The organism is Meridianimarinicoccus zhengii, from assembly GCF_003254465.1.
In the GTDB taxonomy this organism is placed as follows: Bacteria; Pseudomonadota; Alphaproteobacteria; order Rhodobacterales; family Rhodobacteraceae; genus Meridianimarinicoccus; species Meridianimarinicoccus zhengii.
In genome coordinates, this window is sequence record NZ_QDFI01000036.1 from 1 (window position 1) to 22,787 (window position 22,787).

21 protein-coding genes are annotated in these 22,787 nt (G+C 64.2%); 11 read left to right on the forward strand and 10 right to left on the reverse strand.

Translation table 11 applies throughout. From position 1 onward, the window contains the following. Nucleotides 1-58: 58 nt before the first annotated feature. Nucleotides 59-304, reverse strand: a complete 246-nt coding sequence (locus tag DDE13_RS12540) for a hypothetical protein (RefSeq protein ID WP_111404635.1) — start codon at nt 302-304, stop codon at nt 59-61. Nucleotides 305-313: 9 nt separating this feature from the next. Beyond that, on the reverse strand, nt 314-1,696 hold the full coding sequence (locus tag DDE13_RS12545) for a type II and III secretion system protein family protein (RefSeq protein ID WP_111404636.1): 1,383 nt from the start codon (nt 1,694-1,696) through the stop codon (nt 314-316). 274 nt (nt 1,697-1,970) lie between these two features. Here DDE13_RS12545 and DDE13_RS12550 point away from each other — a divergent pair, with 274 nt between their 5' ends. The 5 genes from DDE13_RS12550 (at nt 1,971) to DDE13_RS12570 (ending at nt 5,753) form a co-directional block, all read left to right on the forward strand. Beyond that, nucleotides 1,971-2,447 carry a tetratricopeptide repeat protein gene (locus DDE13_RS12550; protein ID WP_162630988.1) on the forward strand — a complete coding sequence of 159 codons (477 nt, stop codon included), beginning with the start codon at nt 1,971-1,973 and terminating at the stop codon, nt 2,445-2,447. A gap of 281 nt (nt 2,448-2,728) precedes the next feature. Next, nucleotides 2,729-3,646 (forward strand): Flp pilus assembly protein CpaB, encoded by a 918-nt coding sequence (cpaB, locus tag DDE13_RS12555; RefSeq protein ID WP_111404638.1) that lies wholly within the window; start codon nt 2,729-2,731, stop codon nt 3,644-3,646. A 15-nt stretch (nt 3,647-3,661) separates the two neighbouring features. Beyond that, on the forward strand, nt 3,662-4,939 hold the full coding sequence (locus DDE13_RS12560) for an AAA family ATPase (protein WP_111404639.1): 1,278 nt from the start codon (nt 3,662-3,664) through the stop codon (nt 4,937-4,939). Continuing rightward, the gene (locus DDE13_RS12565) at nt 4,936-5,379 is read left to right on the forward strand and encodes a TadE/TadG family type IV pilus assembly protein (RefSeq protein ID WP_111404640.1); all 444 of its coding nucleotides are present in this window, start codon (nt 4,936-4,938) and stop codon (nt 5,377-5,379) included. Before DDE13_RS12560 ends, DDE13_RS12565 begins: the two co-directional genes overlap by 4 nt. After that, nucleotides 5,376-5,753, forward strand: coding sequence for a TadE/TadG family type IV pilus assembly protein (locus tag DDE13_RS12570; protein WP_111404641.1), 378 nt, complete (start codon nt 5,376-5,378; stop codon nt 5,751-5,753). Before DDE13_RS12565 ends, DDE13_RS12570 begins: the two co-directional genes overlap by 4 nt. Here DDE13_RS12570 and DDE13_RS12575 read toward each other — a convergent pair whose 3' ends face one another. Then, nucleotides 5,754-6,173, reverse strand: a complete 420-nt coding sequence (locus DDE13_RS12575) for a pilus assembly protein N-terminal domain-containing protein (protein WP_162630989.1) — start codon at nt 6,171-6,173, stop codon at nt 5,754-5,756. It abuts the gene before it with no gap. A gap of 263 nt (nt 6,174-6,436) precedes the next feature. On the opposite strand from DDE13_RS12575, the gene DDE13_RS12580 reads away from it, so the two are divergent. From DDE13_RS12580 to DDE13_RS12600, 5 genes are all read left to right on the forward strand, one after another. After that, on the forward strand, nt 6,437-6,637 hold the full coding sequence (locus tag DDE13_RS12580) for a Flp family type IVb pilin (RefSeq protein WP_111404643.1): 201 nt from the start codon (nt 6,437-6,439) through the stop codon (nt 6,635-6,637). Nucleotides 6,638-6,835: 198 nt separating this feature from the next. Next, the gene (locus DDE13_RS12585) at nt 6,836-8,269 is read left to right on the forward strand and encodes a CpaF family protein (RefSeq protein WP_111404644.1); all 1,434 of its coding nucleotides are present in this window, start codon (nt 6,836-6,838) and stop codon (nt 8,267-8,269) included. A 24-nt stretch (nt 8,270-8,293) separates the two neighbouring features. Beyond that, nucleotides 8,294-9,295, forward strand: a complete 1,002-nt coding sequence (locus DDE13_RS12590) for a type II secretion system F family protein (protein WP_111404645.1) — start codon at nt 8,294-8,296, stop codon at nt 9,293-9,295. Nucleotides 9,296-9,307: 12 nt separating this feature from the next. Beyond that, the gene (locus tag DDE13_RS12595) at nt 9,308-10,264 is read left to right on the forward strand and encodes a type II secretion system F family protein (protein ID WP_111404646.1); all 957 of its coding nucleotides are present in this window, start codon (nt 9,308-9,310) and stop codon (nt 10,262-10,264) included. Continuing rightward, nucleotides 10,264-11,481: a pilus assembly protein TadG-related protein gene (locus DDE13_RS12600; protein WP_111404647.1), complete on the forward strand. Its 1,218-nt coding sequence runs from the start codon at nt 10,264-10,266 to the stop codon at nt 11,479-11,481. The genes DDE13_RS12595 and DDE13_RS12600 overlap by 1 nt, the downstream gene beginning before the upstream one ends. 14 nt (nt 11,482-11,495) lie before the next feature. Here the strand turns inward: DDE13_RS12600 and DDE13_RS12605 are convergent, their stop codons facing one another. From DDE13_RS12605 to DDE13_RS12630, 6 genes are all read right to left on the reverse strand, one after another. Then, complete coding sequence (locus DDE13_RS12605; RefSeq protein WP_111404648.1) at nt 11,496-12,212, reverse strand: response regulator transcription factor; 717 nt, start codon at nt 12,210-12,212, stop codon at nt 11,496-11,498. A 776-nt stretch (nt 12,213-12,988) separates the two neighbouring features. After that, nucleotides 12,989-13,435 carry an ATP-binding protein gene (locus tag DDE13_RS12610; protein ID WP_111404649.1) on the reverse strand — a complete coding sequence of 149 codons (447 nt, stop codon included), beginning with the start codon at nt 13,433-13,435 and terminating at the stop codon, nt 12,989-12,991. A 3-nt stretch (nt 13,436-13,438) separates the two neighbouring features. Continuing rightward, a complete protein-coding gene (locus DDE13_RS12615) occupies nt 13,439-13,786 on the reverse strand; it encodes an STAS domain-containing protein (protein ID WP_111404650.1) in 348 nt (115 codons plus the stop codon). Further along, nucleotides 13,783-15,690 (reverse strand): PP2C family protein-serine/threonine phosphatase, encoded by a 1,908-nt coding sequence (locus DDE13_RS12620; RefSeq protein WP_162630990.1) that lies wholly within the window; start codon nt 15,688-15,690, stop codon nt 13,783-13,785. The genes DDE13_RS12615 and DDE13_RS12620 overlap by 4 nt, the downstream gene beginning before the upstream one ends. Nucleotides 15,691-15,872: 182 nt before the next feature. Then, the gene (locus DDE13_RS12625) at nt 15,873-16,388 is read right to left on the reverse strand and encodes a GAF domain-containing protein (protein ID WP_162630991.1); all 516 of its coding nucleotides are present in this window, start codon (nt 16,386-16,388) and stop codon (nt 15,873-15,875) included. A gap of 183 nt (nt 16,389-16,571) precedes the next feature. Next, on the reverse strand, nt 16,572-17,069 hold the full coding sequence (locus DDE13_RS12630) for a hypothetical protein (RefSeq protein ID WP_111404653.1): 498 nt from the start codon (nt 17,067-17,069) through the stop codon (nt 16,572-16,574). A 476-nt stretch (nt 17,070-17,545) separates the two neighbouring features. On the opposite strand from DDE13_RS12630, the gene DDE13_RS12635 reads away from it, so the two are divergent. After that, the gene (locus DDE13_RS12635) at nt 17,546-21,472 is read left to right on the forward strand and encodes a PAS domain S-box protein (RefSeq protein WP_162630992.1); all 3,927 of its coding nucleotides are present in this window, start codon (nt 17,546-17,548) and stop codon (nt 21,470-21,472) included. Nucleotides 21,473-21,516: 44 nt separating this feature from the next. Here the strand turns inward: DDE13_RS12635 and DDE13_RS12640 are convergent, their stop codons facing one another. Continuing rightward, complete coding sequence (locus tag DDE13_RS12640) at nt 21,517-22,590, reverse strand: replication initiation protein (RefSeq protein WP_111404655.1); 1,074 nt, start codon at nt 22,588-22,590, stop codon at nt 21,517-21,519. Nucleotides 22,591-22,787 lie beyond the last annotated feature (197 nt).

Genomic DNA, 22,787 nt, shown 5'->3' on the forward strand with positions numbered 1-22,787 from the left:
TCGATGCGGCACTGAGAACGGGACAGCGTTCCAGCTCGGGAACTATTTCAGCGACCTGCTAGTCTTCTTCCACGTTCCGATATCGATCCAGCGCGCCCGCCGCGACGGTCCCATCGCTGTTCAGGGACGTGTCGTCGACAACCCGTTCCGGCAGGCGGACGGCATGGATCGTGGCATTCGCCCGCACCGCGTTGCCCAACGTGGGGGTGACCGCATCCTGCGTCTGCAACTCGCGCGCGCAACCCGAGAGTGAGAGCGCCACGAGCGCCGATTGCGCGATCCGTCTGGCGGTCTTCCGGTGCACGATCCGCTCCTAGTCCGAAATGTCCATCATGTGGCCGAACGACCCCGAAACGCCCGTGCCGTTCGTCACGCGCATGATCTTCTCGCGTTGGGACTCCTGCTCGCCCAGGAAGAAGAATTCGAGATCGTTCGTCGACCGCGTATCGTCGAGCGGCGTCGCCAGCGGTACGCCGGGGCGCGACGGGTCCACCAGCCGCGGGGTCACGATCACCACCAGATCGGTTTCCTGACGCTGGAAGGACGCCGAACGGAACAGCGCCCCGATGACCGGGATACTGCCCAGCAGCGGCACCTGGTCCTGCGTGCGCTCGTTGCTGCTTTGCAAGAGGCCCGCTACAGCGAAGCTCTGGCCGCTGCGCAGCTCCACCGTCGTCCTGACCCGGCGCGACGTGAAGGACGGCACGCTGAGGCCGTTGACCACGACACCCCCGGTATTGTCGACTTGGCTGACTTCGGGTTCCATCACGAGGTTGATCATCCCGCCATCGAGGACCGTCGGGGTGAATGTCAGCCGAACCCCGAATTCCTTGTATTCGACGCTGATCTGTCCATCGGGCTGCGCCACGGGGATGGGCACCTCCCCACCGGCGAGGAAATTCGCCTCCTGCCCCGATTTCGCCACGAGGTTCGGCTCGGCCAGCCGTCGGGCCAGACCGCGCCGTTCCAGCGCCTGAATCAGCACGTCGGCCTCGACGCCCAGACCGAGGACACTGGTCAGCAAAGACCCGAACGGGGCGCTGCCGCTTTGCAGACGGGTGTCGATCGTAGCGTCACCGACATCGACATTGCCGGTGCCCGCCGCCCCGTCCGGTTCGACGCCGGACGAGAAAACCCTGGTCGTCCCGTCGCTCGCATACCAGCGCACACCAAGTTCCTTGCCGCTGCTGCGGCTGGCTTCGATCAGGCGCACCTCGAGAAGGACCTGCTGTGGCCCGCTCACCTGGATCGCGTTGATGATCTCGTCCTCGCCCCCGTATTGCCTGGCAATCGACAACACCTTGCCCAGCGTGACCGAGTCCGGCACCGAACCGCTCAGCTGCAAGCGCCCGTTCACCGTCGCGATCTGCAGGTTGGCCGATGGCGCAGCGCGGCGCAGCGTGGTTTCCAGATCGCGCAAGTCCGGGCTGACCTCCACGCTCAACAGGCCGGCAACCGCGCCCGACGGGCCCACCAGCACGACATTCGTGCGGCCGACCGCCATCCCGGACAGGTTGAACGATGTCGACGAGATCGGAACGACATCCGCGATGGCGGGGTTGCCCACCGTCAGCGACCCTATTTCCACCTGCGTGCGGATGTTCAGCGACTGCCCAAGCGGCACGATCACGCTGTTACCGGGGTTGCTGGGTTCGACACTGATATCCAGAGGCTGCGCGGCGGCGATCACCGGCATGAAAACGACGCCGAAGATTATTGCGCATTTCGCAACAACCCGATAGGCGGCCCGAATAGCTCGCTGACACACACCGCTCACCTCTGGTTTATCGGGGCGAATGAATGACTCTAGCCATGCCCCGGTTTTTTGTGCAGCTTACGCCCATGGCGGATTTCATGCAACAACTGGCAATGGAATGCCGGAAACGGGTCTCGGTCGGGCCGGTCGATCCATCGACGGTACAACAATGACGAATGCCGACTCGTTCCGGCGGTGTCGCGGGTGTGTCTCCTTGCTGGTTCTGGCGGGATGTCTTCTTGCATCCTGCGAAGCCACGACCCTTGCGCAATTCGCGGGCGGCCGCGACCCGTTGGCCGCGTCACCGATCCCAGCCACCGTTCCGGAAGTTCCGCAGAACAGGGCGCTGGCCGAAGCCCGCCAGCAATTCGAGGACGGCGCCTATGGCAACGCCGCGCGGTACTACGAAATCGCCACGGCGTTCGACCCCGCAAGCCGCGAAGGATGGCTTGGTCTTGCGGCATCCTATGATCGTCTGAGGCGGTTCGACCTGGCGGACGACGCCTATGCCGAAGCCGAGAAGGTCGCGGGCAACCGTCCGGAATTCTTCAATAATCGCGGCTATTCGTATTTGTTGCGCGGCGATTTCAATCGCGCGGCTCAGGATCTGAACCGTGCGCTTCAACTTGCGCCGGACAGCGAAACTGTCCGGAACAACGTGGCGCTTCTGCGGCAGGCCCAGACGAGCTGACGGCAGCGTGCCGCGGCGCCGCGCGCACCGCGACCGTCCGACCGGCGGGTTGACCTGCGGCGGGTGACGGCCGCACGCAAGAGTCGATTTATCCACGCATTTGCACGCAAATCGACACGCATTGCATAAACGGCCGACATTGATGTGCGATCCAGATCGGAATTCGTCCCGGAGCCGACGGCATTGCGACTGTCGCGGATAGCGGCGCAATGCGCGGAATATCCGGATGGGCGTGACCCCCGAATTGCATTGGGCCGACCCGGCCCCTGATTGGAGTGGTGATGATCCGGATCGTGATACTGCTGACGGCGCTTGGTTTCGGCGGGCTGACCGCGTGGCTGGCGTTTGATCGTCTGCCCGCGATGATCGCGGCGCAGGACGGTCAGATCGACGGTATCGTCGAAGTGCCCATGATTGACGTGCTGGTGGCGCAACACGAAATCGCAGGTGGCGCGGCTCTTGAGCCGGGATCGATGACCTGGCAGCAGTGGCCGGAACCCGCGATCGATGCCGCCGCCATGATCACCCGCCGGGATTTCGAGAACGCCATCGCGGACCTGTCCGGAAGCCTAGCCCGCAGCCGGATCATCCGCGGCGAACCGATCCAGCGCAGCAAGCTGGCCGAGGCGGGCAGCGGTTTCCTGGCCGCCGTCCTGCCCCAGGGCAAGCGCGCGGTCAGCGTGCGCATCTCGGCAGAAAACTCTGCGGGGGGTTTCATCCTTCCGAACGATCACGTGGATGTCGTCTTCACGCGCGCGCGCACGGCACAACAGGGCAACGAACTGTTCGCGCGCAGCTACACCATCGCGCGCAACCTGCGCGTGGTCGCCATCGACCAGACGGTTTCCGACGACACGTCCGAGCTGACCGTCATCGGCGAGACGGCGACGCTGGAGGTGGACCCGGAACAGGTGGAGATCATCACCGCCGCGCAGGCCGCAGGCGCCTTGTCGCTTGCGCTTCGGCCTGCTCAGGACAGTGGCGCGCTGGCGCGAGACAAGCCGATCGTTCTGGCGGATCTTGTGGCCGACGACACCGATGACGCCACCAAACCCGCGCAGGGCGCCGATACGGATCCTGCCGAAGCCGATGCAAGCGCCGCGCCGGCCGGCCAGTCGGACACACCGGCCGCATCCGTGCGCATCATCAGCAGGAGCGGCACGACGGTCATCAACCCGCCCGTGCGCGGCGACTCCTGAAAGGGAAGGACGGCCATGCTGGAAACGAAATTCGACGTCGCATCCGCGGTCCCGGCTAGCGTGGCCCTCGACGAGGCGCGCGAAGTGCCCGCGATCTCGGTCGCCGCATTCTGCCAGACCGATGACACCGGCAACCGCCTGCGGGACCTGTTCACCCATCGGCGGTTCGTCAACATGCGCTACGAGGTGATCGACGGCACTGTCCGCACGGCGGCGGAGCGGTTCGCGGCGGAACCTTCGCCAAACCTCATCATCCTTGAAGAATGCGAAGAACACGCCGAATTCCTGGCGGGGCTGGAGCGGCTGTCCGAGGTGGCGCTGGAGTCGACCCGCGTGATCGTGGTCGGGCGCGAAAACGACGTGACGCTTTATCGCCAGTTCCTGCACGTGGGCGTCAGCGACTATCTTCTGATGCCGCTGGACCTTGCGACCCTGATCGAATCCATCGTCAGCGCCTTTCCGGACGGGCCAAGCGACCGGCGCGGGCGTGTCGTGTCGTTCATCGGCGCCCATGGTGGGGCCGGGTCTTCGACCATCGCGCACAATGCCGGTTGGACCATCGCCGAAGATCGCAACCTCAACGCGCTCCTGATCGACATGGACATGCCCTTCGGTACGGCCAGTCTGAACTTCAACCTGTCCGACCATGACAGCGGCCTGCTCGACCTGCTGCGCAATCTGCACAAGCTCGACCAGGTGCTGATCGACCGGCTCGCGGCGTCGCCCCAGCCCAAGCTCAAGGTGCTGTTCGGCCCGCCCAACCAGGAGCTCGGCGGCGAGGAATTCGCCGAACAGGTCATGCCCTTCATCGGCGCGCTGCATTCGCGGGTCGATCTGACCCTGCTCGACCTGCCGAACCTCTGGTCCGGCTGGACCCAGGAAGCCCTGCGCCTGAGCGACGATATCGTCATCACGGCGACACCCGACCTCGTATCCCTGCGCAACCTGAAACTTCTGCTCGCGAAGCTGGAAACCCTGCGGCCCCACGATCAGCCGCCGCAATACGTTCTGAACCAGATCGACATTCCGAAACGCGAACAGGTCAAACCCGAGAAGTTCGTGGAAGCCATCGGGCTGAAGCCGCTGGCGGAGATCCGGTTCGACGGCCAGCTTTTCGGAAAATCGGCCAATCTCGGCCGCATGCTGGCCGATGTCGGCGCGGGCCGGGGGCTGCTCAAGTCGCTCACGGCGATCTCGGAATTCGTCGCTATGCCGAAAACCGCCCCCGCCAAGGCCAGCGAAGCGCGGCGGACCGGACTGCTTGGTCGTCTCGTCGGACGCACCCGGACATGATTTCAGCCCGGCAGCGCCCTGTCCGGCTTGCACGGGCCGCGCGGGCAATGCCGCGCGGCGACGATGGTGTGGCCGCGGTCGAATTCGCGATCCTCGCGCCGGTCCTCGTCTCGTCGCTGCTGCTGATGACGGATATCGGGCTCGCGATTTCGCAGAAGATGTCGATGGACAGCGTTCTGCGCACGGTCGCGCAGATGACGATGAACGATCCCGGACTCGGGGCGGCACAGTCGGCGCTCGACACATTGACCAGCGGGGCGCCATTCACGGCGACGGCGCAACTTTATTGCGACTGCCCCGGCAGCGGGGCCTGCACCGAGCCCTGCACCGCAGGTTCGGACCATGTGTCCTACGTGCTCGAGGCCAGTGGCCCCTACACCAGCATGATCACGCCCTTCACGCTCGATCTCGAGTCGCGCATCGAGGTGCGAGTGAAATGAAACGGCTGGCCGACTTCATGCGCCGGACCGAAGGTGCGACGGCCATCGAATTCGCCATCGTGGCCATGCCGCTCATCCTGCTGCTCGTGGGCACGCTGGAACTGGGGCGCGTGCTGTTCATCCAGAACGAGCTGGCCCTGGCCGCGGACCGCGGCGTCCGGACATTGCTGGTCACGGCGGACACGCCGATGGCCACCATCGAAACACAGATCCGCGATACGTTCAGCCTGACCCCACCCGCTGGGCTGGCGGTGACACTTGCCACGGACGGCACCGGATTTCGGACCTTGCGGATCGACTATCCCGTGGAATTACTGATCCCGACACTTGTGACCCCGCAGATCACGCTGACGACGGAACGGCGGGTGCCGTGATCAGTTGCCCGCCGGCACTGGAGCGGTCCCCGCCGGAACGCAGCTGTCGCCGCACAGGAAGGTTTCGCGCGACTGCCCGCGAATGATCGTCGTCAGCGTTCCAGCCTGTCCCATGATGCGAACGATCCGGTTCTCGATCACCCGCCCATCCGCCGAAATCGCGATCAGGTTCGTCATGCCCTCCTGCAGCCCGTTCAGCACGAGCGTCCGCTCGTCGAGAAAGCTGACATCGACAAGCTGCTCGTTGCCGAGAATCAGTGTCTCGGGTGCGTCCGGCAGAACAAGGACGCGCGACATGTCGAGATGCAGGTCGATATCCGCGCCCGTCCGCGCATCGGCCGAAAACACCGCCTGCGCCGCTTCATGAGTCGAACAGGCGAATTGCGTGCCGGGTGGCAGGCAGTCGCAGGTGACGGCCATCAATGACAGTGCGATTGTGCATGCGCAGGACATGGTGAAACAATAGGCCTGTCCCGAAGCCCGCGCAATCGAATACGGGAGCCGCCGACCGCGATACCGAACGGGCGTTCCACGCGAATTCCACATTCTTGCAAAGTTCTTTCACAAATCCGCCACCATATTCCAAGCAACATTATTAGAATAGAATCGGTTACTGCCGTAGGAAAGGATTACGAAAGGGCAGCAATGGGACTTGTCCTGGTCAACGCGAAGGGAAACTTCAAATGACGCGTCTTTACGTCAAGCTCAACACGATGCTCGCCGGATTTCGCAAGGACGAGCGCGGTGCGACGGCTATCGAATACGGTCTGATCGCGGCTGGTATCTCTGTTCTCATCATGACCGTGGTCACGACGCTCGGTGGCGATCTGAGCGATACTTTCACAGGAATCTCCACGGCACTGAACCCGGCCGCGGAAGGCTGATCGCACCCTCTTAGGGCGCGATACGACGTCCGAGATCCGAGATTCCGACCATCGACGGGTTTTCTTGACGGGGTGTATTGCGCCAACCTGACTTTCTGGACGGCGCACCTGGTGATCTGGCCTTCGGGTCGGATCGCCAATTTGCGTCGAATTTCTCGACATGCCTGCATTTTCTGGCAAGCCTGATCGGATGGCACGATGTTCGGAAAACGAAAGCAGCCCTTCGGCGGAAATGACGGCCCCTTGAAACTGGTCGAGCCTGCGCCGCACACCACCGCGCAGACCGTCGCCATGGCCTCGAGCAACGCGCCGGAACGGACAGGACCGGAGGACGACGATTACTATGCGCTCAAGGCGCAGGTGATGTCCGCAGTCCTTGAAACCATCGACATCGTCAAGCTGAGCGACATGGATGCGGTTCAGGCCCGCGAGGAGATCCAGGCGCTCATCAGCGACATCGCCGCAGCACAGAAGCTGAAGATACCGCTGGCCGCGCAGGAAGACCTCTACCGCGACATCTGCAACGACATGCTGGGGTATGGTCCGCTGGAACCCCTGCTCGCCCGCGACGACATTTCGGACATCATGGTCAATGGCGCGCGCCGCGTGTTCATCGAGGTGGACGGCAAGGTTCAGCAAACCTCGGTGCGCTTCAAGGACAACAGCCAGCTTCTCAATATCTGCCAGCGGATCGTCAGCCAGGTCGGCCGCCGGGTGGACGAGTCGAGCCCGATCTGCGACGCGCGCCTGATGGACGGGTCGCGCGTGAACGTGATCGCCCCGCCGCTCGCCATAGACGGGCCATCCCTCACCATCCGGAAGTTCAAGCGGGAAAAGCTGACGCTCGACAAGCTGGTGAGCTTCGGATCGATCACCTTCGAAGGGGCGGAGGTGCTCAAGATCATCGGCCGCGTGCGGTGCAATGTCATCATCTCGGGGGGCACGGGGTCGGGCAAGACCACGCTCCTGAATACCCTGACACGGTTCATCGACCACGAGGAACGGATCGTCACCTGCGAGGATTCCGCCGAGCTTCAGTTGCAGCAGCCCCATGTCGTGCGGCTGGAAACGCGCCCGCCGAACCTTGAAGGCCAGGGCGAGATCACGATGTATAACCTCGTGCGGAACTGCCTGCGGATGCGGCCGGAGCGGATCATCGTGGGCGAGGTGCGCGGCCCCGAGGTCTTCGACCTGTTGCAGGCGATGAACACCGGCCATGACGGGTCGATGGGCACGATCCACTCCAACTCGCCGCGCGATTGCCTCAAGCGAATGGAATCCATGATCGCCATGAGCGGCTACAACCTGCCCGCGACGACCGTCCGCGAGATGATCGCGGGTGCGGTCGATGTCATCATCCAGGCGGCCCGCATGCGCGACGGATCGCGCAAGATCACGCACATCACCGAGGTCACGGGCATGGAGGGCGATGTCATCACCACCCAGGACCTGTTCGTCTACGACATCGAAGGCGAGGATGCATCGGGCAAGGTGATCGGGCGGCACAAGTCCACCGGGATCGGGCGGCCGAATTTCTATGACCGCGCCAGATACTATGGCGAAGAACGGCGCCTGATGCAGGCGCTGGAGGCGGCCCATGCCGGCCCTGCCGGCTTTGGCAAGCTGGGGTGATGTCGACACGAACGGGAAACGCACATGCCCACCGCCATGATTGAAACGCTTGTCGCACTTGGCGCCGGTGTCAGCGTCTGCGCGCTGCTGCTCGCGATCTTTCCGCAGGCCGTCACGGGACGCTCGCGTTTCGACACCCGGATCGCCGAGGTCGCGGGATCCCGTGGGCGCGACGATGCCCGCAGCCCGGACGCGGACGATGCCCGGCGCCGGCAGCGCGCTGTCGAGAAAGCCCTGAAGGAACTTGGGGAACGGCAAAGGCGGGCTGCCCGGAAGAAACGGAGCTTGTCCTTCGCGGCACGGATGGCGCAATCGCGCCTGAACTGGTCAACGAGCTACTATTACGCCGTCTCGCTGATGGTGTTCGGCGGGGCGCTTGCCGCTTGCATGCTGGCGGACCTGTCCCTGCTACCGACCCTGGCGATCGCGGCAAGCGCCGCTGCAATGCTTCCGCATGCCTATGTCAACTTCGAACGAAAAAGGGTTCTCAAGGCGTTCACGACAGAGTTTCCCACGGCCATCGACGTGATCGTGCGTGGGATCCGGTCCGGGCTTCCTCTGAACGACTGCATCGAAATGGTCGGGCAGGAGGCATCCGAGCCGCTCCGATCCGAATTCGCACGCATGGTCGACGACCAGCAGATCGGCATTCCCGTGTCGGACGCGGTGCAGCGCATGTCGGACCGGATGCCAACCATCGAGGCCGCGTTTTTCGCCACGGTCATCACCATGCAGACCCGGACCGGCGGCAACCTGTCCGAGGCGCTGTCGAACCTGTCGCACGTGATGCGCGAACAGACGAAGATGCACGGCAAGATCAAGTCCATGAGTTCCGAAGCCAAGACTTCGGGCGCGATCATCGGCGCGATGCCTGTGCTCGTCGCCGGGATGATGTTCCTGACCAGCCCCGACTACATCCGGTTGCTGTTCACGACGACCACGGGGCTGCTGGTTCTGACGGTATCGGGCGTGTGGATGCTGGTGGGCATCTTCGTGATGAAGAAGATGATCAACTTCGATTTCTAGGCGGACCTGACCATGCTCATCGGCAATCTGTATGTCGACCCAATGCTGCTGACCGGCATTCTTGCGGGAACCTCTGCCAGTCTCGCGGTGCTCGTGGCGCTCTGGCCGCTGCTGGCGCAGACCGCGCTGGATGCCCGCATCGAAAGCGTGGTGCGGCGTCGCGCCGGACGCCGGAATGCCGCAGCACCCAAATCCGCAAGCCTGCTACGGGCCGATCCCGGGCGATTCATTCTTGGTGTCGTCCAGAAATTCAATCTCGGTGCGCAGGCACGCGACCCTGTCCTGCTGCAGACGCTGCTGCAAGCCGGGTTCCGGGGGGAAAAACCCGCCGTGACCTTCGTCGCGGCACGGCTGCTTTGCCTGCTCGCCGCGCTGGTCCTGATCCCGGTCTACCTGTTCTGGGTCCTCGGCCTTGAGTACCCGCTGGCCCTGAAGATCCTGATCAGCATCGTCGGCGGTGCGATGGGCTATTACCTGCCGCAGGTCTACGTTCAGAACCGAACGGTGAAGCGCAATGCCTCCATCCGTCGTGCCTGGCCGAATTCACTCGATCTTCTGCTGATCTGCGTGGAATCCGGCATGAGCGTCGAGGCCGCATTCCGCAAGGTCGCCCAGGAAATAGCGGACGAGTCGCGCGAGCTGTCCTACGAATTCAGCGTCCTGACGGCCGAGCTGAGCTATCTGTCTGACCGCGCGGCGGCCTATCAGAACCTTGGCAAGCGCATCGGTCTCGACAGTGTCCACGCGACGGTCACGAGCCTCGTGCAGGCCGAACATTACGGGACACCGGTGGGCCATGCGCTGCGCGTGCTGTCGCAGGAAAACCGGGACATGCGCATGGCCGAGGCGGAACGCCGGGCCGCTGCCCTTCCGCCCAAGCTCACGGTTCCGATGATCGCGTTCTTCCTGCCGGTGCTGTTCGCCGTGATCCTGACACCTGCAATCATCGACATCATGGAGTTGCGCTGATGCGGGCGATCAGACAGTCGGCGATGGGGGCCTGCCGCAGGCTTGCTGCAAAAGCGTCAAGCCTGGGCTCGGAAACACGGGGCGCCGTCGCCCTTACGGTGGCGCTGCTGATGCCCGCCGTGGTGGGCGCCATCGGCCTGGGGGCCGAAGTGGGATACTGGTACATGCTGGAACGCAAGTTGCAGCACGTGGCCGATGTGGCCGCCTATTCCGGCGCGGTGCGACAGAATTCCGGTGCAAGTGCGTCGGATGTCGATGCGACCGTGCAACAGGTCGCCCGGTCCAGCGGCCTGCCGACCGGTGCCACGGCAACCCTCGTCGGCGGAGGCAGCGGCAACGTACAGGTCGAAGTGTCCTTTGACGTGCCGATGTATTTTTCGTCGATCTTTCGTGACAGCGGCACGCGGGTCCGGGTCGTTGCCGCCGCTGGGATCACCGCGCCGCCGCCGGTCGGCTGTGTCACGGTCCTGTCCCCTGACGCGCCCGGCGCGCTGACGGTCTGGGGCAGCGCGACCGTGAATTTGGAAGGCTGCGATGTGGTCGCCGTGTCCAATGCCGCCGATTCCGTCGATCTGGGCAGTACGTTGACCATCTCCGACGGATGCGTCTACACGCCCGGCGGTGTCGCAGGCGACCACCATCTTGTCACGGACGTGTCGGAACGATGCGTCCGCCCCTTGCCCGGTGCCCCCGCGGACCCCCTTGCCGAACTCGAGAAACCGACACTGGCCGATTGCGGGACAACGTGGAACGGGCTTCAGGTGCAATGCCATTCCGATCTGGTGCTTGACGACAGCAACATCGCCGACAACACCGTCTACATCGTCACCGGGTCTCTCGGGTCAAAATCGAACAAGTTCATCGCGGCAACGAATGTCAGCTTCGTTCTCGACGGAACGAGCGGGATAAAATTCGCAGGCAATTCCCAGTTCGATCTTTCCGCGCCCACATCAGGACCGCTGGAGGGCGTGCTTTTCACCGGCGACCAACCGGACGGCACGGTCAACGACCTGCGCGGCACGGTCGATTGGGCCTTCGGCGGAACGATCCACCTGCCGAACTCGGAAATCACGTTCTCGGGAAACTCGGCTTCGACCTGCACATCGCTGGTCGCGCAGACGATCATCTTCACCGGCAATTCCGAGATGAATTGCAGCATGCAGAACGAAGAGGACGAAAGCGCCGGAACCGGAACGGTAAGCCTGCTGCCGCTCTAGTGGCCGTTTTCCGGTCAGACCGCCAGCATGTACCCGACATTCCGGATGGTCTTGATCTTGTTCGCGCCGCTGCCATCAGGGAACAGCTTGCGACGCAACCGGCTGATGAGCCCGTCGATGCTGCGATCGTAGGATGCCCAGTTCTCGCCCTTGACCTGGTCCATGATCTGGTCACGCGACAGCACGCGGTTGGGGTTCATGGCAAGGACGCGCAGCACATCGAACTCCAGCGTCGTCAGGTCGAGCGGCGTGCCATCGGGGTCGGACACGGTGCGGGACGCAGGATCAAGCCGCCAGCCGTGAAAGGACAGGAGCCGGCTGCGCGGGTCTGCCCGATTTTCGGCCGCGGGCGGCTGGGCCGCCGCGGCACTGCTTACACGCCGGAAGACCGCGTTCACGCGCGCCCGGAATTCGCGCAGCAGGAAGGGTTTGACGACGTAATCGTCGGCGCCGAATTCCAGCCCGAGCACGCGATCCGTCTCATCGCCAAGCCCCGTGAGCAGGATGATCCCGGCGGTGGACTCCTCGCGGACCTCGCGGGCGAATTTCAGCCCGCTGCCGTCGGGCAGCATGACGTCCAGGACGAAGATGTCGAAATCCTGCCGCGCCGCCGCCTCGCGCGCGGCATTGATCGCATCGACGGCCGTCACCTCGTAGCCTTCATGCGAAAGCGCGTCGGCAACCATGTTACGGATGTCCGGATCGTCGTCCAGCAGCAAGAGTTGCGGCATTATCCCGCCACCCCGCTCATGCGGCGGGGCCGCGATGCAGCCTGACCGGATAATCCTGCGATCGGGTCCGGACCGCGCATCCCGGTCCGCAGCTGGGACTGGTGTCCATGTCCGGGCGGAAACCACGTCTTCACACTCATCATCGCGGTGCCCGGTCCGCTAGGGCGCGCGGCATGGCCGGCTCCGGCAAAGGGTTCGAACATCCAAACAAATGGTCGGCCCTGCCAATACGATCGGGTCGCATTTGCATATCCCGGCCGTGATCTTGAACACGCTTGAACACGCTTGAACACGCTTGAACACGGTCGCTGTAACCTTTCGGAATGCTTGTATTTTCGTTAAATTGTGACATTTTACCGCGACTCCGTCAAGCACGCCGGGCTCACAAACTTATAGTTACGGTTGAATCCATTGGACGGGAACCGACACCGCGACTCGGCGCCTTGGCGACAGCACAAGCCCGCCGCCAGAACGCACCGAAGGCCACGGCAGAGCACGCATGCGCGTTCCGAAATCAGGCTTGCGGAGGGAAGTCTGGCAATGCGCCAGCGCAAGGCGCAAAAGCCACCACCGGCACGGGGTCGTGGCATGTGTTCGACAGCCCTCGCAACGGCGCGGGCGTCATGATGTTGGGCGAGGTCGCCACAGTCCGGCGGCCTGCACCGCAGTGCGATACCGGCGACGCGGCCGAACGCAAACGACGCCGGCATCGTCCGCCAGCGGCTTGATGGTCTGGATTCCATGTCACCCGTGACCTGGTCAGCGCCAGAAGCACATCAGGTCTCGGGATATTTTACCATGCGCAGGATGTATTTGTCCTTCGTCGTGCTGAGCGTCACCTCGTCCATGCACAACACGATGATCGAAAGACCCCGGCCATTCTCGGCAAGCGTGTCGATATCCTCGGAGTTGATCTCCAGACGATGCGCGCCTGCCCTCTCGAGCAGCCCTTCCGGAACCACCGGCACGCTGTCGAAGACCTCCACCACCATCGCGCGGCCGTTCGCATGGCCCTTGACCACGATCTGCCCTGTCGCGCGGCCGTTCAGGCTGCCATGCTTGATCGCGTTGGTCAGGGCCTCCACCAGCGACAGTTCGACCGACGTCGCCCCGTCCATGCCCAGCATCCCGGCGGCATAGTTGCGCATCGCCTCTGCGACCGGGGCGATTGCACTCAGGTCGCGATCGAGGGCCTGGAACAGGTGATCGGGTTCTGCGACCACGGGCTACGCCTCCAGCGCAGCTGTGGCTGCATCCCGTGATGGAAAGAACTGGAAGACCTTGTCCATCCGCGTCAGATTCATCAGCCGGAGAACCGGGCCGGTCGCACCGGCCAGTGCCAGCGTTCCCTGCGGTCTCAGCCGCTTCATCGCGCCGATCAGCGACCCCAGGGCCGAACTGTCCATGAAGACCACGTTCTGAAGGTCGAGGACGATCCTTTGCTCGCCCTTCTCGATCCGGCCGATCAGCAACTCCCGCAGGCTCTGGGCGTTGCTCGCCTCAAGACGGGTGTCGATCACGGTCAGAACCAGAAGGTCCTCCGCGCGTTCTTCGGTGTATTGCATCTTGTTCATGTCCTTTCTGCAACAACAAGGCTGACATCGTCCGACAGGCTCCCGGTGCAGCACCAGGTCTCCAGCGCCGTCCGGATCGATTCGATGAGGTTCTCCGTGCTTCGGTGGGCGTTCCCGGCCAAAAGGTCGATGAATCGCTCCTCCGTGAAGATCTCTCCCTGCGCGTTGATGCTTTCATAGATCCCGTCCGAGAACACGAGCAGCCGGTCGCCCGTCCCGAACGGAAAGTCGATTTCCTCGAAATCGGCATCGGGAACGGCACCGATCGGCAACCCGCCCCCGCCCAGCCGCGAGATCGACCCGTCGCCGCGCAGCAGGACCGGATGAGGATGGCCCGCCTGCACCATCCGGCCACGGTTCGCCTGTGTATCAAGCTCGATGGTGGCCATGGTGAAATAGGTCAGGTCCGGGCTCCAGTTCGCATTGAGGGCCGTGACGGCCCGCACTAGGCTTTCGCCCGGCCCAAGTTTCCTGAGCGCCCGCCGCGCCGCGATATGAGCCGCCACAGACACCAGCCCCGCCGCGGCCCCGTGCCCGGCCACGTCGATCTGGAACAATCCGACACGGTCCCCGGACAGCGGCAGGAAATCGAACGTGTCGCCCGCCAGAACGTTCGCCGCGGCGAAATAGGTCGAAAACCGTACCGCGCCCACGTCGCCGGGCTCGGGCATCTGCGCCAACTGTACCTTGGCGGCGGCCCGAAGATCGGCCTTCAATTCGTTGTGCGCGTCGGCGATCTTGGCGTGCAGCGACAACCTTTCGCGGGTCAGCCTGTTACGGCGCACCGCGTCCACGCGGAACACGCGCAGCGCATCCGCCATGCTGCGCATATCCGCCAGCGTGAAGCGTTCCGATGGGCCCGGCGCCAGGTCCCCCGCGACAAGTTCGTGCATCCTGTCGGTGATACGCTCGATCGGGCGCAGGATCAGCCGCTCGATGGCAAGCAGCGAAAGGCTGAACAGCGCGAAGACCGCTGCGGACAGCGCTATCTTTGTGTCCATCCTGACCAGCGCCGCCGATTCCTTTCGTGCATGATGGGCCTGGGACCGCTCGAACACGAACCGCCGCAGATCGTCGACCAGCCCGTCGAACTCGGCCACGGCATCCATCCAGATCCGGCGGCTGGCTTCGACCTCGGTCCCAGTCGCCATGGATTTCAGAAGCCGCGCCTCCGCCGGCGCATATGTCCACTGGAAGAATTCGAACAGGATCGCGGCCTCCGTCGCGGCGTGGCCGTCGAACAGGTTGATGGTGCCTTGCAGAACATCCACGGACCCCCGGAACGCCGTGGTGCGCTCTTCCGCGGCACGCAGATCCTTTGTGCGAACTGGCTCGCCCGAGTCGAGAAGACGCAGCAGCAGGGCGCGATTGCGCTGGATCGCGTCGTTGGCTTCGAGCACGGAATTCCCGATCAGCTGAAGACCGACAAGATCGGGGTCCGCGAGGTTGGATTCGGACAGCAGGATGCTTCGCATGTCGCGCAACCGTTCCTCGGCCCGGTCGATGGCGTCGATGACCCCGGCGCGTTCCGCCGCGATGGCGCGCGGATAGCCACTGCGCTCCGCCGCGGACAGGGCTTCGGCCCCTATGCGCAGGGCATCGGCCGCCCCCGCGATCTCGTTTGCGAGCGCGCGCCAATCCTGATGGCCAAGCTCGCCCAGATTGCCGGATGCCCGCTCCAGCGCCCGGATCGGCACATCGAGGATCTCGCCAGAGTCACCATCCGCCCACGGTCCGGAACCCGTCGCCGCGATCCGGCCCCGATCGACCTGCAACCCGAGCAACGCAACCAAAAGGTCGTTCCGGACGACATCCACGACGATCTGTTCCGATGCCTCGACATGCGCCCGATAGGCAGGCACCGCTTGCGACCAGAGCAGCCCGACAAGCATGGCGCCGAACATGGCGAGCATCAGGGTAAGCGTGGTGCGCGTATTCACCGCGCGGGCAATGTGTCGAAGGCCTGGCCCCCCGGCCGGCGCGGCCAGTAGCGTCGCGGAGGATGCCCGCCGCCGTCCCTGCGGCGTTCCGAAGGCACGCATCGCCGCCCCCGCAGGAAACCCGGAATCCCGACCGACACGCCCGGTCACGGCCCCGTCCTCGCCAGGCGGTCGACAAGGACCTGTACCGCACGCTCCGCGAAATCGATCAACTCGGCCTGCTCGCCGTCGCTGAAATCGTCCCGCGGCTTCGTGTCGAGCAGGCAGAAGGCCCCAAGCCGCAGCTCCGCGAGATACAGCAGCGGCGCGCCCGCATAGAACCGCAGAAACGGTGCTCCGCGCGTCAGCGGGTGCTCACTGAAGCGGGGATCTTCCAGCGTATCGCGCACGACGAAAACCCGGTCGTCGAGGATCGTGTAGTTGCAGAAAGCCACATTGCGCGGCGTCTCGGTCGCGTCGATCCCGACCCGTGCCTTGAGAAGCTGAACCTCTTCGGTGAGCAGCGTGACCGCCGCCATCTTCACGCCGAAATGCGCCTTCGCCTCGGCGCAAAGTGCATCGAGCGCGGGAATGTGCTCCGACCCCGCAAAACCCGCTTCCCCGAGCTTGCGCAATCGCTGGAATTCGTGCGGCCCGATCGGATAATCCGCTTCAGCAGCCATGATGGTATCGTCCCGCAGATTGTAGAAATTCCCCGGGATTGTCCGACCCGGGGCATTGGCGCGATTACGTGGCGGAAACGTGGGTGACATCTGGTTCACGGTGGCGGCGCCGATCTTGCTTTGCTGGAAATCCGGCTGGGAAAGTTTTCGGGCCTGGAAGGCCCGTCCGCATTTCGGGATCCGTCAAGGCTTGGCCCGATGTGTCCAGTTTCCAGATTCGCCGAAAGCGTCGGCCTCGCGCGCAAATGAAAGCGACGGCTGGTTGGCGCCGCGCGACACGACCGGGCGACCGCCGGCAGCACCGCGCGGCCCGGCCGATGCCTTCGCAACACTGCCGGCTTCGAACGGCATCTTGGCCGTGTCGCAACAGGACAGTTCGACGAGCGTGCCTTCCTCACGGGACGGGGCTGCCGCAAGCCTCTCCTGCCGCTCGTACTTCCACCCGAGGTAAAGAACCCGCGCGACAATGCCGAAGATCGCACCGCACCAGCCGATGAGAAACGACAAGAGCAGACCGAACCCCGCAAGACTGGCCATCACGCCAAGCAGAACGGTGCAGCCAAGGCCGATAACGGCGACGCCCACACCGCTGCCTGTCGCCCGCGCGCCATCCGCGGCCGGAAAACTCTGGTCCGCCCGGCATTCGAGGCCACTCAGCGTCGTGCGTTCATGTCTCGACATCGGTAGTGATCCCATCCTGTGACCGGCGCATCCGCGCGGAAGGTTTGCCGTTCGAAGCGGCTTTCACACGGCCCCGATCTGCGTGGCGCGTGCTTTGGCCGTCCGATCCACCCCGTCGTGCCGGGCGCATGCGGACTCCGTGCCCGTGAGACAGTCCTACCCATGGATCTTGCTGTAGTTGTGCCGCGCGTATGCAAAAATGTGTCAAAATACGTCATGCGCCGCACGGGGCACGGTGCCCTGACAAACGGCCAGTTGGGATTCACGTTCCCGGCCAGCCGGAAAATCCATTAGGAATAAAAGCATGAACTTATCGCGACCGCATTCGCCGCCGGACAGATCCGAATTTGCTGCGGTCGGGCCGGCCGTTTTTGCCAGCCCCCTTCCGGGCCAATTACCCCGCTATATGGTTGCACAATACCTTAATCATGGCGTATCCGATTGGGCGCAGCCGTTCATGGCCGCCCGAGGACACCATGACCCCGACCCTTTCTCCATCAGACATCGACGCTTACGAGCATCTGATGATCCCGGTTTGGGTATTCTCCGTTAACAGCTTGGAGATTCTGGCCGCGAACAGGGCCGCTGCGACGTGGCTGGGATACGACGTGCAGACGCTCCGGTCGATGACCGCGGCCGACCTGCACCCCAATTCTGACCGGGCCCGGCTGGATGACCACCTGCGCCGCGTCGGCTGTGACGTGACAGACGCGGGGGTCTGGACCGTCGTGGGACAGGCGGGCAGCCATCGCGCCACCGCACTCTGCTGGCGCAAGGTCATCTTCGACGGGGAAGACGCCATCGTGGCCAGCGCCCGCGACGAGGCGCACACAGAATCACTGCGCTGCGAAATCGCAACCCTGCGACACACGCTCGGCATCTCGGCCGAAAATCTTTCGCGCCTTTTCGACGGCCTGCCCGGAAAGATGCTGGTCCTGACGCCCGGTGACTACCGGATCGTGGCCGCCACGGACGAGTACACGCAAGCCGTGATGCGCGACCGCGACGCGCTTCTGGGCCGGCGCCTGTTCGACGTGTTCCCCGACGACCCGGACGACCCCGACGCGGACGGCACACGCAACCTGCGCGCATCGCTTCAGCGGGTGGAAACGATGCGGGTGACCGACACGATGAACCTGCAGCGCTATCCCGTGCGCGACCCCGACGGCACGTTCCAGGAAAGGTTCTGGCTGCCGCGCAACAAGCCCGTGCGCGACTCCGACGGGAACGTCATCTACATCGTGCATCAGGCGGAAGATGTCACCGATGTGGTTGCCGGATACGGCCCGGCCGAGGCCGCGGTACCCGGCACCATCCCCCGCGAAGCGCGGCCGGAAACGGAATTCCGTGCAGCCCTGTTCGCCCTTCAGGAACGCGAGACGCGGCTGAAGACGGCCGAGACGCTTCTCGAACTCGGTTCATGGGAGTACGACTTCGAACGCGGCATGCTGAACTGGTCCGAGCGCGTGTTCGACATCTACGGCGTTCCACGCGACCGCGGGGTTCCCCGCGGTGAAGACTATGTCGCGCTTGTGCATCCCGACGACAAGGAAGCGATGATCGCCAATTTCGCCGCGTTCGAAGAATCCGGCGACACGGACCTGGTCTTCGAACATCGCATCATCCGTGAAGACGGGACCCCGACCCATGTGCGCGGCGTCGGTACGCGCCACCGTGTCGATGCCCGCGAGATCGTCGTCGGCGTCGTGCAGGACATCACGCCGATCAAGAAGACCGAAGAACAGCTTCTACATGAGGCCCGGCAGCGCCGGATTGCCAGTCGGCTTGCCAATCTTGGAAGCTGGCGCATCGACAAGGGCGCGGCCCATATCGTTTGGGGCGAAGAAACTGCGGCCATTCACGACGAACCCGAGGGGACAGCGCCCGCGATCGAGGATGGCATCTCCTACTACGCTACGGAAGATCAGGATCGCATTCGCGAGCGGTTCACGGCCTGTATCGGGGTCGGAGAACCCTTCGACGAGATCGCGCAGATCGTGACCGCAAAGGGACGGCGCAAATGGGTGCGCACGATCGGAGAGCCGATCCGCGGCGCGGGCGGGCAGATCGTCGCCGTCGAAGGGGCGTTCCAGGACATCACGGACCTGATCGCCGCGCGCGACGCGGCAGCGGAGCTTTCGGCACGCCTTCGCAGGACGCTGGACGCCATGAACGAGGGCTTCTACCTTCTGGACAGCGACTGGAAATTCGCGTTCCTCAATAGGAAATGCGAAGCGCTGCTTCAATGCAGCCGCGATGACCTCATGGGCCGTAACGTCTGGGACGCGTTTCCCGAAGCCGTCGGCAGCACCTTCCAGACGGAATACGAACGCGCGGTCGCCACGGGCGTGTCGGTCCGCTTCCGGGAATACTTCGCCCCGCTCGATGCATGGTTCGAGGTCGATGCCGACCCGACGCCCGCGGGTCTCGCCGTCTATTTCCGCGATGTGACCCGCGAACGCGCGCGGGACACGCAGCTTCGGCTTCTGGAAGCCGCGGTCTCGCAGCAGAACGATATCCTGCTGGTCACCGAAGCCGCCCGGATCGACAGCCCGGAAGGCCCGAAGATCATCTATGTGAACGACGCCTTCGAACGGCGCACCGGGTATTCGCGTGCAGAGGTGATCGGCCAGACCCCCCGCATTCTTCAAGGGCCGAAGACCCAGCGCGACGAACTGGACCGCATCCGCGGCGCGCTTGAACACCGCCAGCCGGTACGGGCGGAACTGATCAACTATACCAAGTCGGGCGAGGAATTCTGGCTGGAACTGGACATCGCCCCGTTGGCGGACGATTCCGGCCGGACGACCCATTGGGTCGCCATCCAGCGGGACATCACCGCGCGCAAGGAGACGGAACAGACCCTTCGCGCCAACGAAGAACGCTTCCGACTGGCCACCAAGGCGGCGGGCAGCGCGATTTGGGATCTGGACATCGCCACCAACCGCGAATGGTGGAGCGAAGGGCTGCGCGACAATTTCGGGCACGAACCACCGCCAGACGCGGCGACCCCGTCGATCTGGCGCGCACATGTCCACCCCGAGGACCTGGCCGGCGCCGATGCCGCGCTCGATCGCCTGCTGTCCGGCAAGGACACCGTGCTGCACGACCAGTATCGCTTCCGGCGCGCGGATGGAAGCTGGGCCCTAGTCGAGGACAATGCATTCGCCCTGCACGATGCCGATGGCAATGTCGTGCGCATTCTGGGTTCGATCACGGACATCACCGAACGCAAGCAACTCGAAGACCGGCTTCACCAGTCACAGAAGATGGAAGCCATCGGCCAGCTTACCGGTGGCGTGTCGCATGATTTCAACAACCTGCTGACGATCATCCTGGGCAACGCGGAAGTTCTCGAAGAAGGGCTGCGCGACGATCCGCATCTTCAGACGATTGCGACGATGGTCGTCGACGCGGCGGAACGCGGCGCGGACCTGACCACCCGGCTTCTGGCGTTCTCGCGCAAGCAGACCCTTGAAACACGCGTGCTCGATGTGGCGCGCGTGATCCAGGGGATGGATGGCATGCTGCGCCGTACCCTCCCCGAGGATATCGACATCGAGATCGTGCGCGCGGGCAACCTTTGGATGATCGAGGCGGACGCGACCCAGCTCGAGGCAGCGATCCTCAACACGGCGCTGAACGCGCGCGATGCCATGCCCCATGGCGGCTGCCTGACCATCGAGATGTCGAACACCCTGCTCGACGAAGACTACGTGGCCGCGGAACCGGATGTCGCGGCGGGGGATTACGTCGTCATTACCGTCACAGACACCGGCCACGGGATTTCGCCGGACCTGATCGACCGCGTGTTCGAGCCGTTCTTTACAACCAAGGGCGCGGGCGAAGGGTCGGGCCTTGGCCTGAGCATGGTCTTCGGCTTCGTCAAGCAGTCCGGCGGGCATATCAGGGTCTATTCGGAAATGGGCGAAGGCACCTCGTTCAAGATGTATTTCCCCCGCTCGAAGGGCGAACAGCCCCAGGCCGTCGTCAGTCATCCGGGCCGCGGCGTCTCGGGCGGCACGGAGACCATTCTCGTGGTCGAAGACGACGACGCCGTGCGCGACCACGTCACCGGGCTTCTCGGCGGGCTGGGGTATCGCGTGCTTGAAGCATCGACAGGGGCCGCGGCGATGGACGTGCTCGCCAAGGCGGGCGAGGTCGACCTGCTGTTCACGGATATCGTCATGCCCGGCGGCATGGGCGGGCGAGAGCTCGCCGAAACGGCCCGCGCGGCCCGGCCCAGCCTGAAGATCCTGTTCACGTCCGGCTATACCGAGAACGCCATCATGCATAACGGGCGGCTTGCGCATGGCGTGAAGCTTCTGAGCAAGCCGTACAGGCGCGATACGCTCGCCGGCAAGGTGCGCGAAGTTCTCGACGAACCCGATCCGCAGAACTGACGATATTCCGGCGCCGCCTGCCCGCCGGTGCCGACCCTACCAGATCAGATGGGATTGGCCTCCGCATATTTTCGGAAGAATGCCAGGAACGCCCGGTCGGGGTCGACGGGGGGTTCCTTCCCCGCGCTCCAGCCGCGCCACTCGCCTTCGACGAAATAGATGTCATAGCCGGGATGGCGCAGGCGCGCGGTTTCGTAGGTTTCGGTGCGCAGAGCGGGGCCGCAGCTGTCCAGCCAGGCCGGACGTGGCTTGGCTGCGGCGGACGCCGCGGGCCTTGGCGGCGCGGGGGGCTGACCTGTCACCTTCGCAGCGGGATCGGCCCCCTGCCCCGTCCCGTCGATCCGGGCACGGCGCCCGACCTTGGAAAAGGTCAGCTCGCGCTCGGCCTGCCCGATGCCGTCGCCGGTCTTCTTCCACCAGCGCAATTCGGCATGGGTCACGCGGCGCCCGGTCTTGATCGGCGCGATCTCGACCACGTAATCCGACAGCGCGTTGACCTCCTTCACCGCGGGCTGGATCGCGCGCAGGTTCAGGTTCGACCAACTCGTCAGCTTGCCCTTGGGCACGCCCAGCACACCGCGCAGCGCGTCGATGCCGAACTTCTCGGACGCGCGGTATTTCAGGTTCCCGCGTTTCTGCACCATCTCGTACAGCGTCAGCGCGTATTTCGAACTCAGCGCGAACATCACCTCGCGCTGGAGCCGCGCGAAGACGTTCGAATTGCGGATGATGCGGCGCAGGCGCGGCGGGATCTCGTATTCGAACAGCCCGTCATTGCGCGCGCTTTCGATGTTCCCGCCCAGAAGCTGCACGCGCTCGATGGCCGCCTGCCCGTCCCACGTTACCTGCACCTTGACGATGGCCGACATAAGGCGTTCGATACTTTCGCCCACCCGGTCGTTCGAATTGTGCGACCCGCGCAGTGCCGACTTCGAAATCACGTGGGTCACCGGCTTGTCGATGGCGTCCCACGCGTTTTCCAGAAGCTGGTTGTAGATGCGCCTGTCGTTCAGGGTCAGCGGCGTGACCTCGACAAGGTCCACCAGCTCGCCGGGCTTGATGAGACTGTCGGCATTGGGCCGCGCATCCATGGTGCGATAGGCTTGGTCGGCGGGCATGCCCGATACCTCTTGGCGCTTACTTTTGTTGTCCTTGCGACGTAAGCTATCGCGGACGACCCCCCGGAGCAAGCACCCGATTTGTAATTCTGACACCTGCGCCAAGGCCAGAGCCGAATCACAAAGGCAAGAAAACAAGGCCGGAAATCAAGCGATTCGATAGGGTTTTCCACAGACCCGAAACGTAAGAGGTGCAC

What these genes read in the sequence shown, in the direction of transcription:
- DDE13_RS12545 (WP_111404636.1), bottom strand. Translation starts at nt 1,696, where the DNA reads ATGCCGGTGATCGCCGCCGCGCAGCCTCTGGATATCAGTGTCGAACCC.
- cpaB (WP_111404638.1), top strand. Translation starts at nt 2,729, where the DNA reads ATGATCCGGATCGTGATACTGCTGACGGCGCTTGGTTTCGGCGGGCTG.
- DDE13_RS12560 (WP_111404639.1), top strand. Translation starts at nt 3,662, where the DNA reads ATGCTGGAAACGAAATTCGACGTCGCATCCGCGGTCCCGGCTAGCGTG.
- DDE13_RS12565 (WP_111404640.1), top strand. Translation starts at nt 4,936, where the DNA reads ATGATTTCAGCCCGGCAGCGCCCTGTCCGGCTTGCACGGGCCGCGCGG.
- DDE13_RS12570 (WP_111404641.1), top strand. Translation starts at nt 5,376, where the DNA reads ATGAAACGGCTGGCCGACTTCATGCGCCGGACCGAAGGTGCGACGGCC.
- DDE13_RS12575 (WP_162630989.1), bottom strand. Translation starts at nt 6,173, where the DNA reads ATGGCCGTCACCTGCGACTGCCTGCCACCCGGCACGCAATTCGCCTGT.
- DDE13_RS12580 (WP_111404643.1), top strand. Translation starts at nt 6,437, where the DNA reads ATGACGCGTCTTTACGTCAAGCTCAACACGATGCTCGCCGGATTTCGC.
- DDE13_RS12585 (WP_111404644.1), top strand. Translation starts at nt 6,836, where the DNA reads ATGTTCGGAAAACGAAAGCAGCCCTTCGGCGGAAATGACGGCCCCTTG.
- DDE13_RS12590 (WP_111404645.1), top strand. Translation starts at nt 8,294, where the DNA reads ATGCCCACCGCCATGATTGAAACGCTTGTCGCACTTGGCGCCGGTGTC.
- DDE13_RS12595 (WP_111404646.1), top strand. Translation starts at nt 9,308, where the DNA reads ATGCTCATCGGCAATCTGTATGTCGACCCAATGCTGCTGACCGGCATT.
- DDE13_RS12600 (WP_111404647.1), top strand. Translation starts at nt 10,264, where the DNA reads ATGCGGGCGATCAGACAGTCGGCGATGGGGGCCTGCCGCAGGCTTGCT.
- DDE13_RS12605 (WP_111404648.1), bottom strand. Translation starts at nt 12,212, where the DNA reads ATGCCGCAACTCTTGCTGCTGGACGACGATCCGGACATCCGTAACATG.
- DDE13_RS12615 (WP_111404650.1), bottom strand. Translation starts at nt 13,786, where the DNA reads ATGAACAAGATGCAATACACCGAAGAACGCGCGGAGGACCTTCTGGTT.
- DDE13_RS12620 (WP_162630990.1), bottom strand. Translation starts at nt 15,690, where the DNA reads ATGTTCGGCGCCATGCTTGTCGGGCTGCTCTGGTCGCAAGCGGTGCCT.
- DDE13_RS12625 (WP_162630991.1), bottom strand. Translation starts at nt 16,388, where the DNA reads ATGGCTGCTGAAGCGGATTATCCGATCGGGCCGCACGAATTCCAGCGA.
- DDE13_RS12630 (WP_111404653.1), bottom strand. Translation starts at nt 17,069, where the DNA reads ATGTCGAGACATGAACGCACGACGCTGAGTGGCCTCGAATGCCGGGCG.
- DDE13_RS12635 (WP_162630992.1), top strand. Translation starts at nt 17,546, where the DNA reads ATGACCCCGACCCTTTCTCCATCAGACATCGACGCTTACGAGCATCTG.
- DDE13_RS12640 (WP_111404655.1), bottom strand. Translation starts at nt 22,590, where the DNA reads ATGCCCGCCGACCAAGCCTATCGCACCATGGATGCGCGGCCCAATGCC.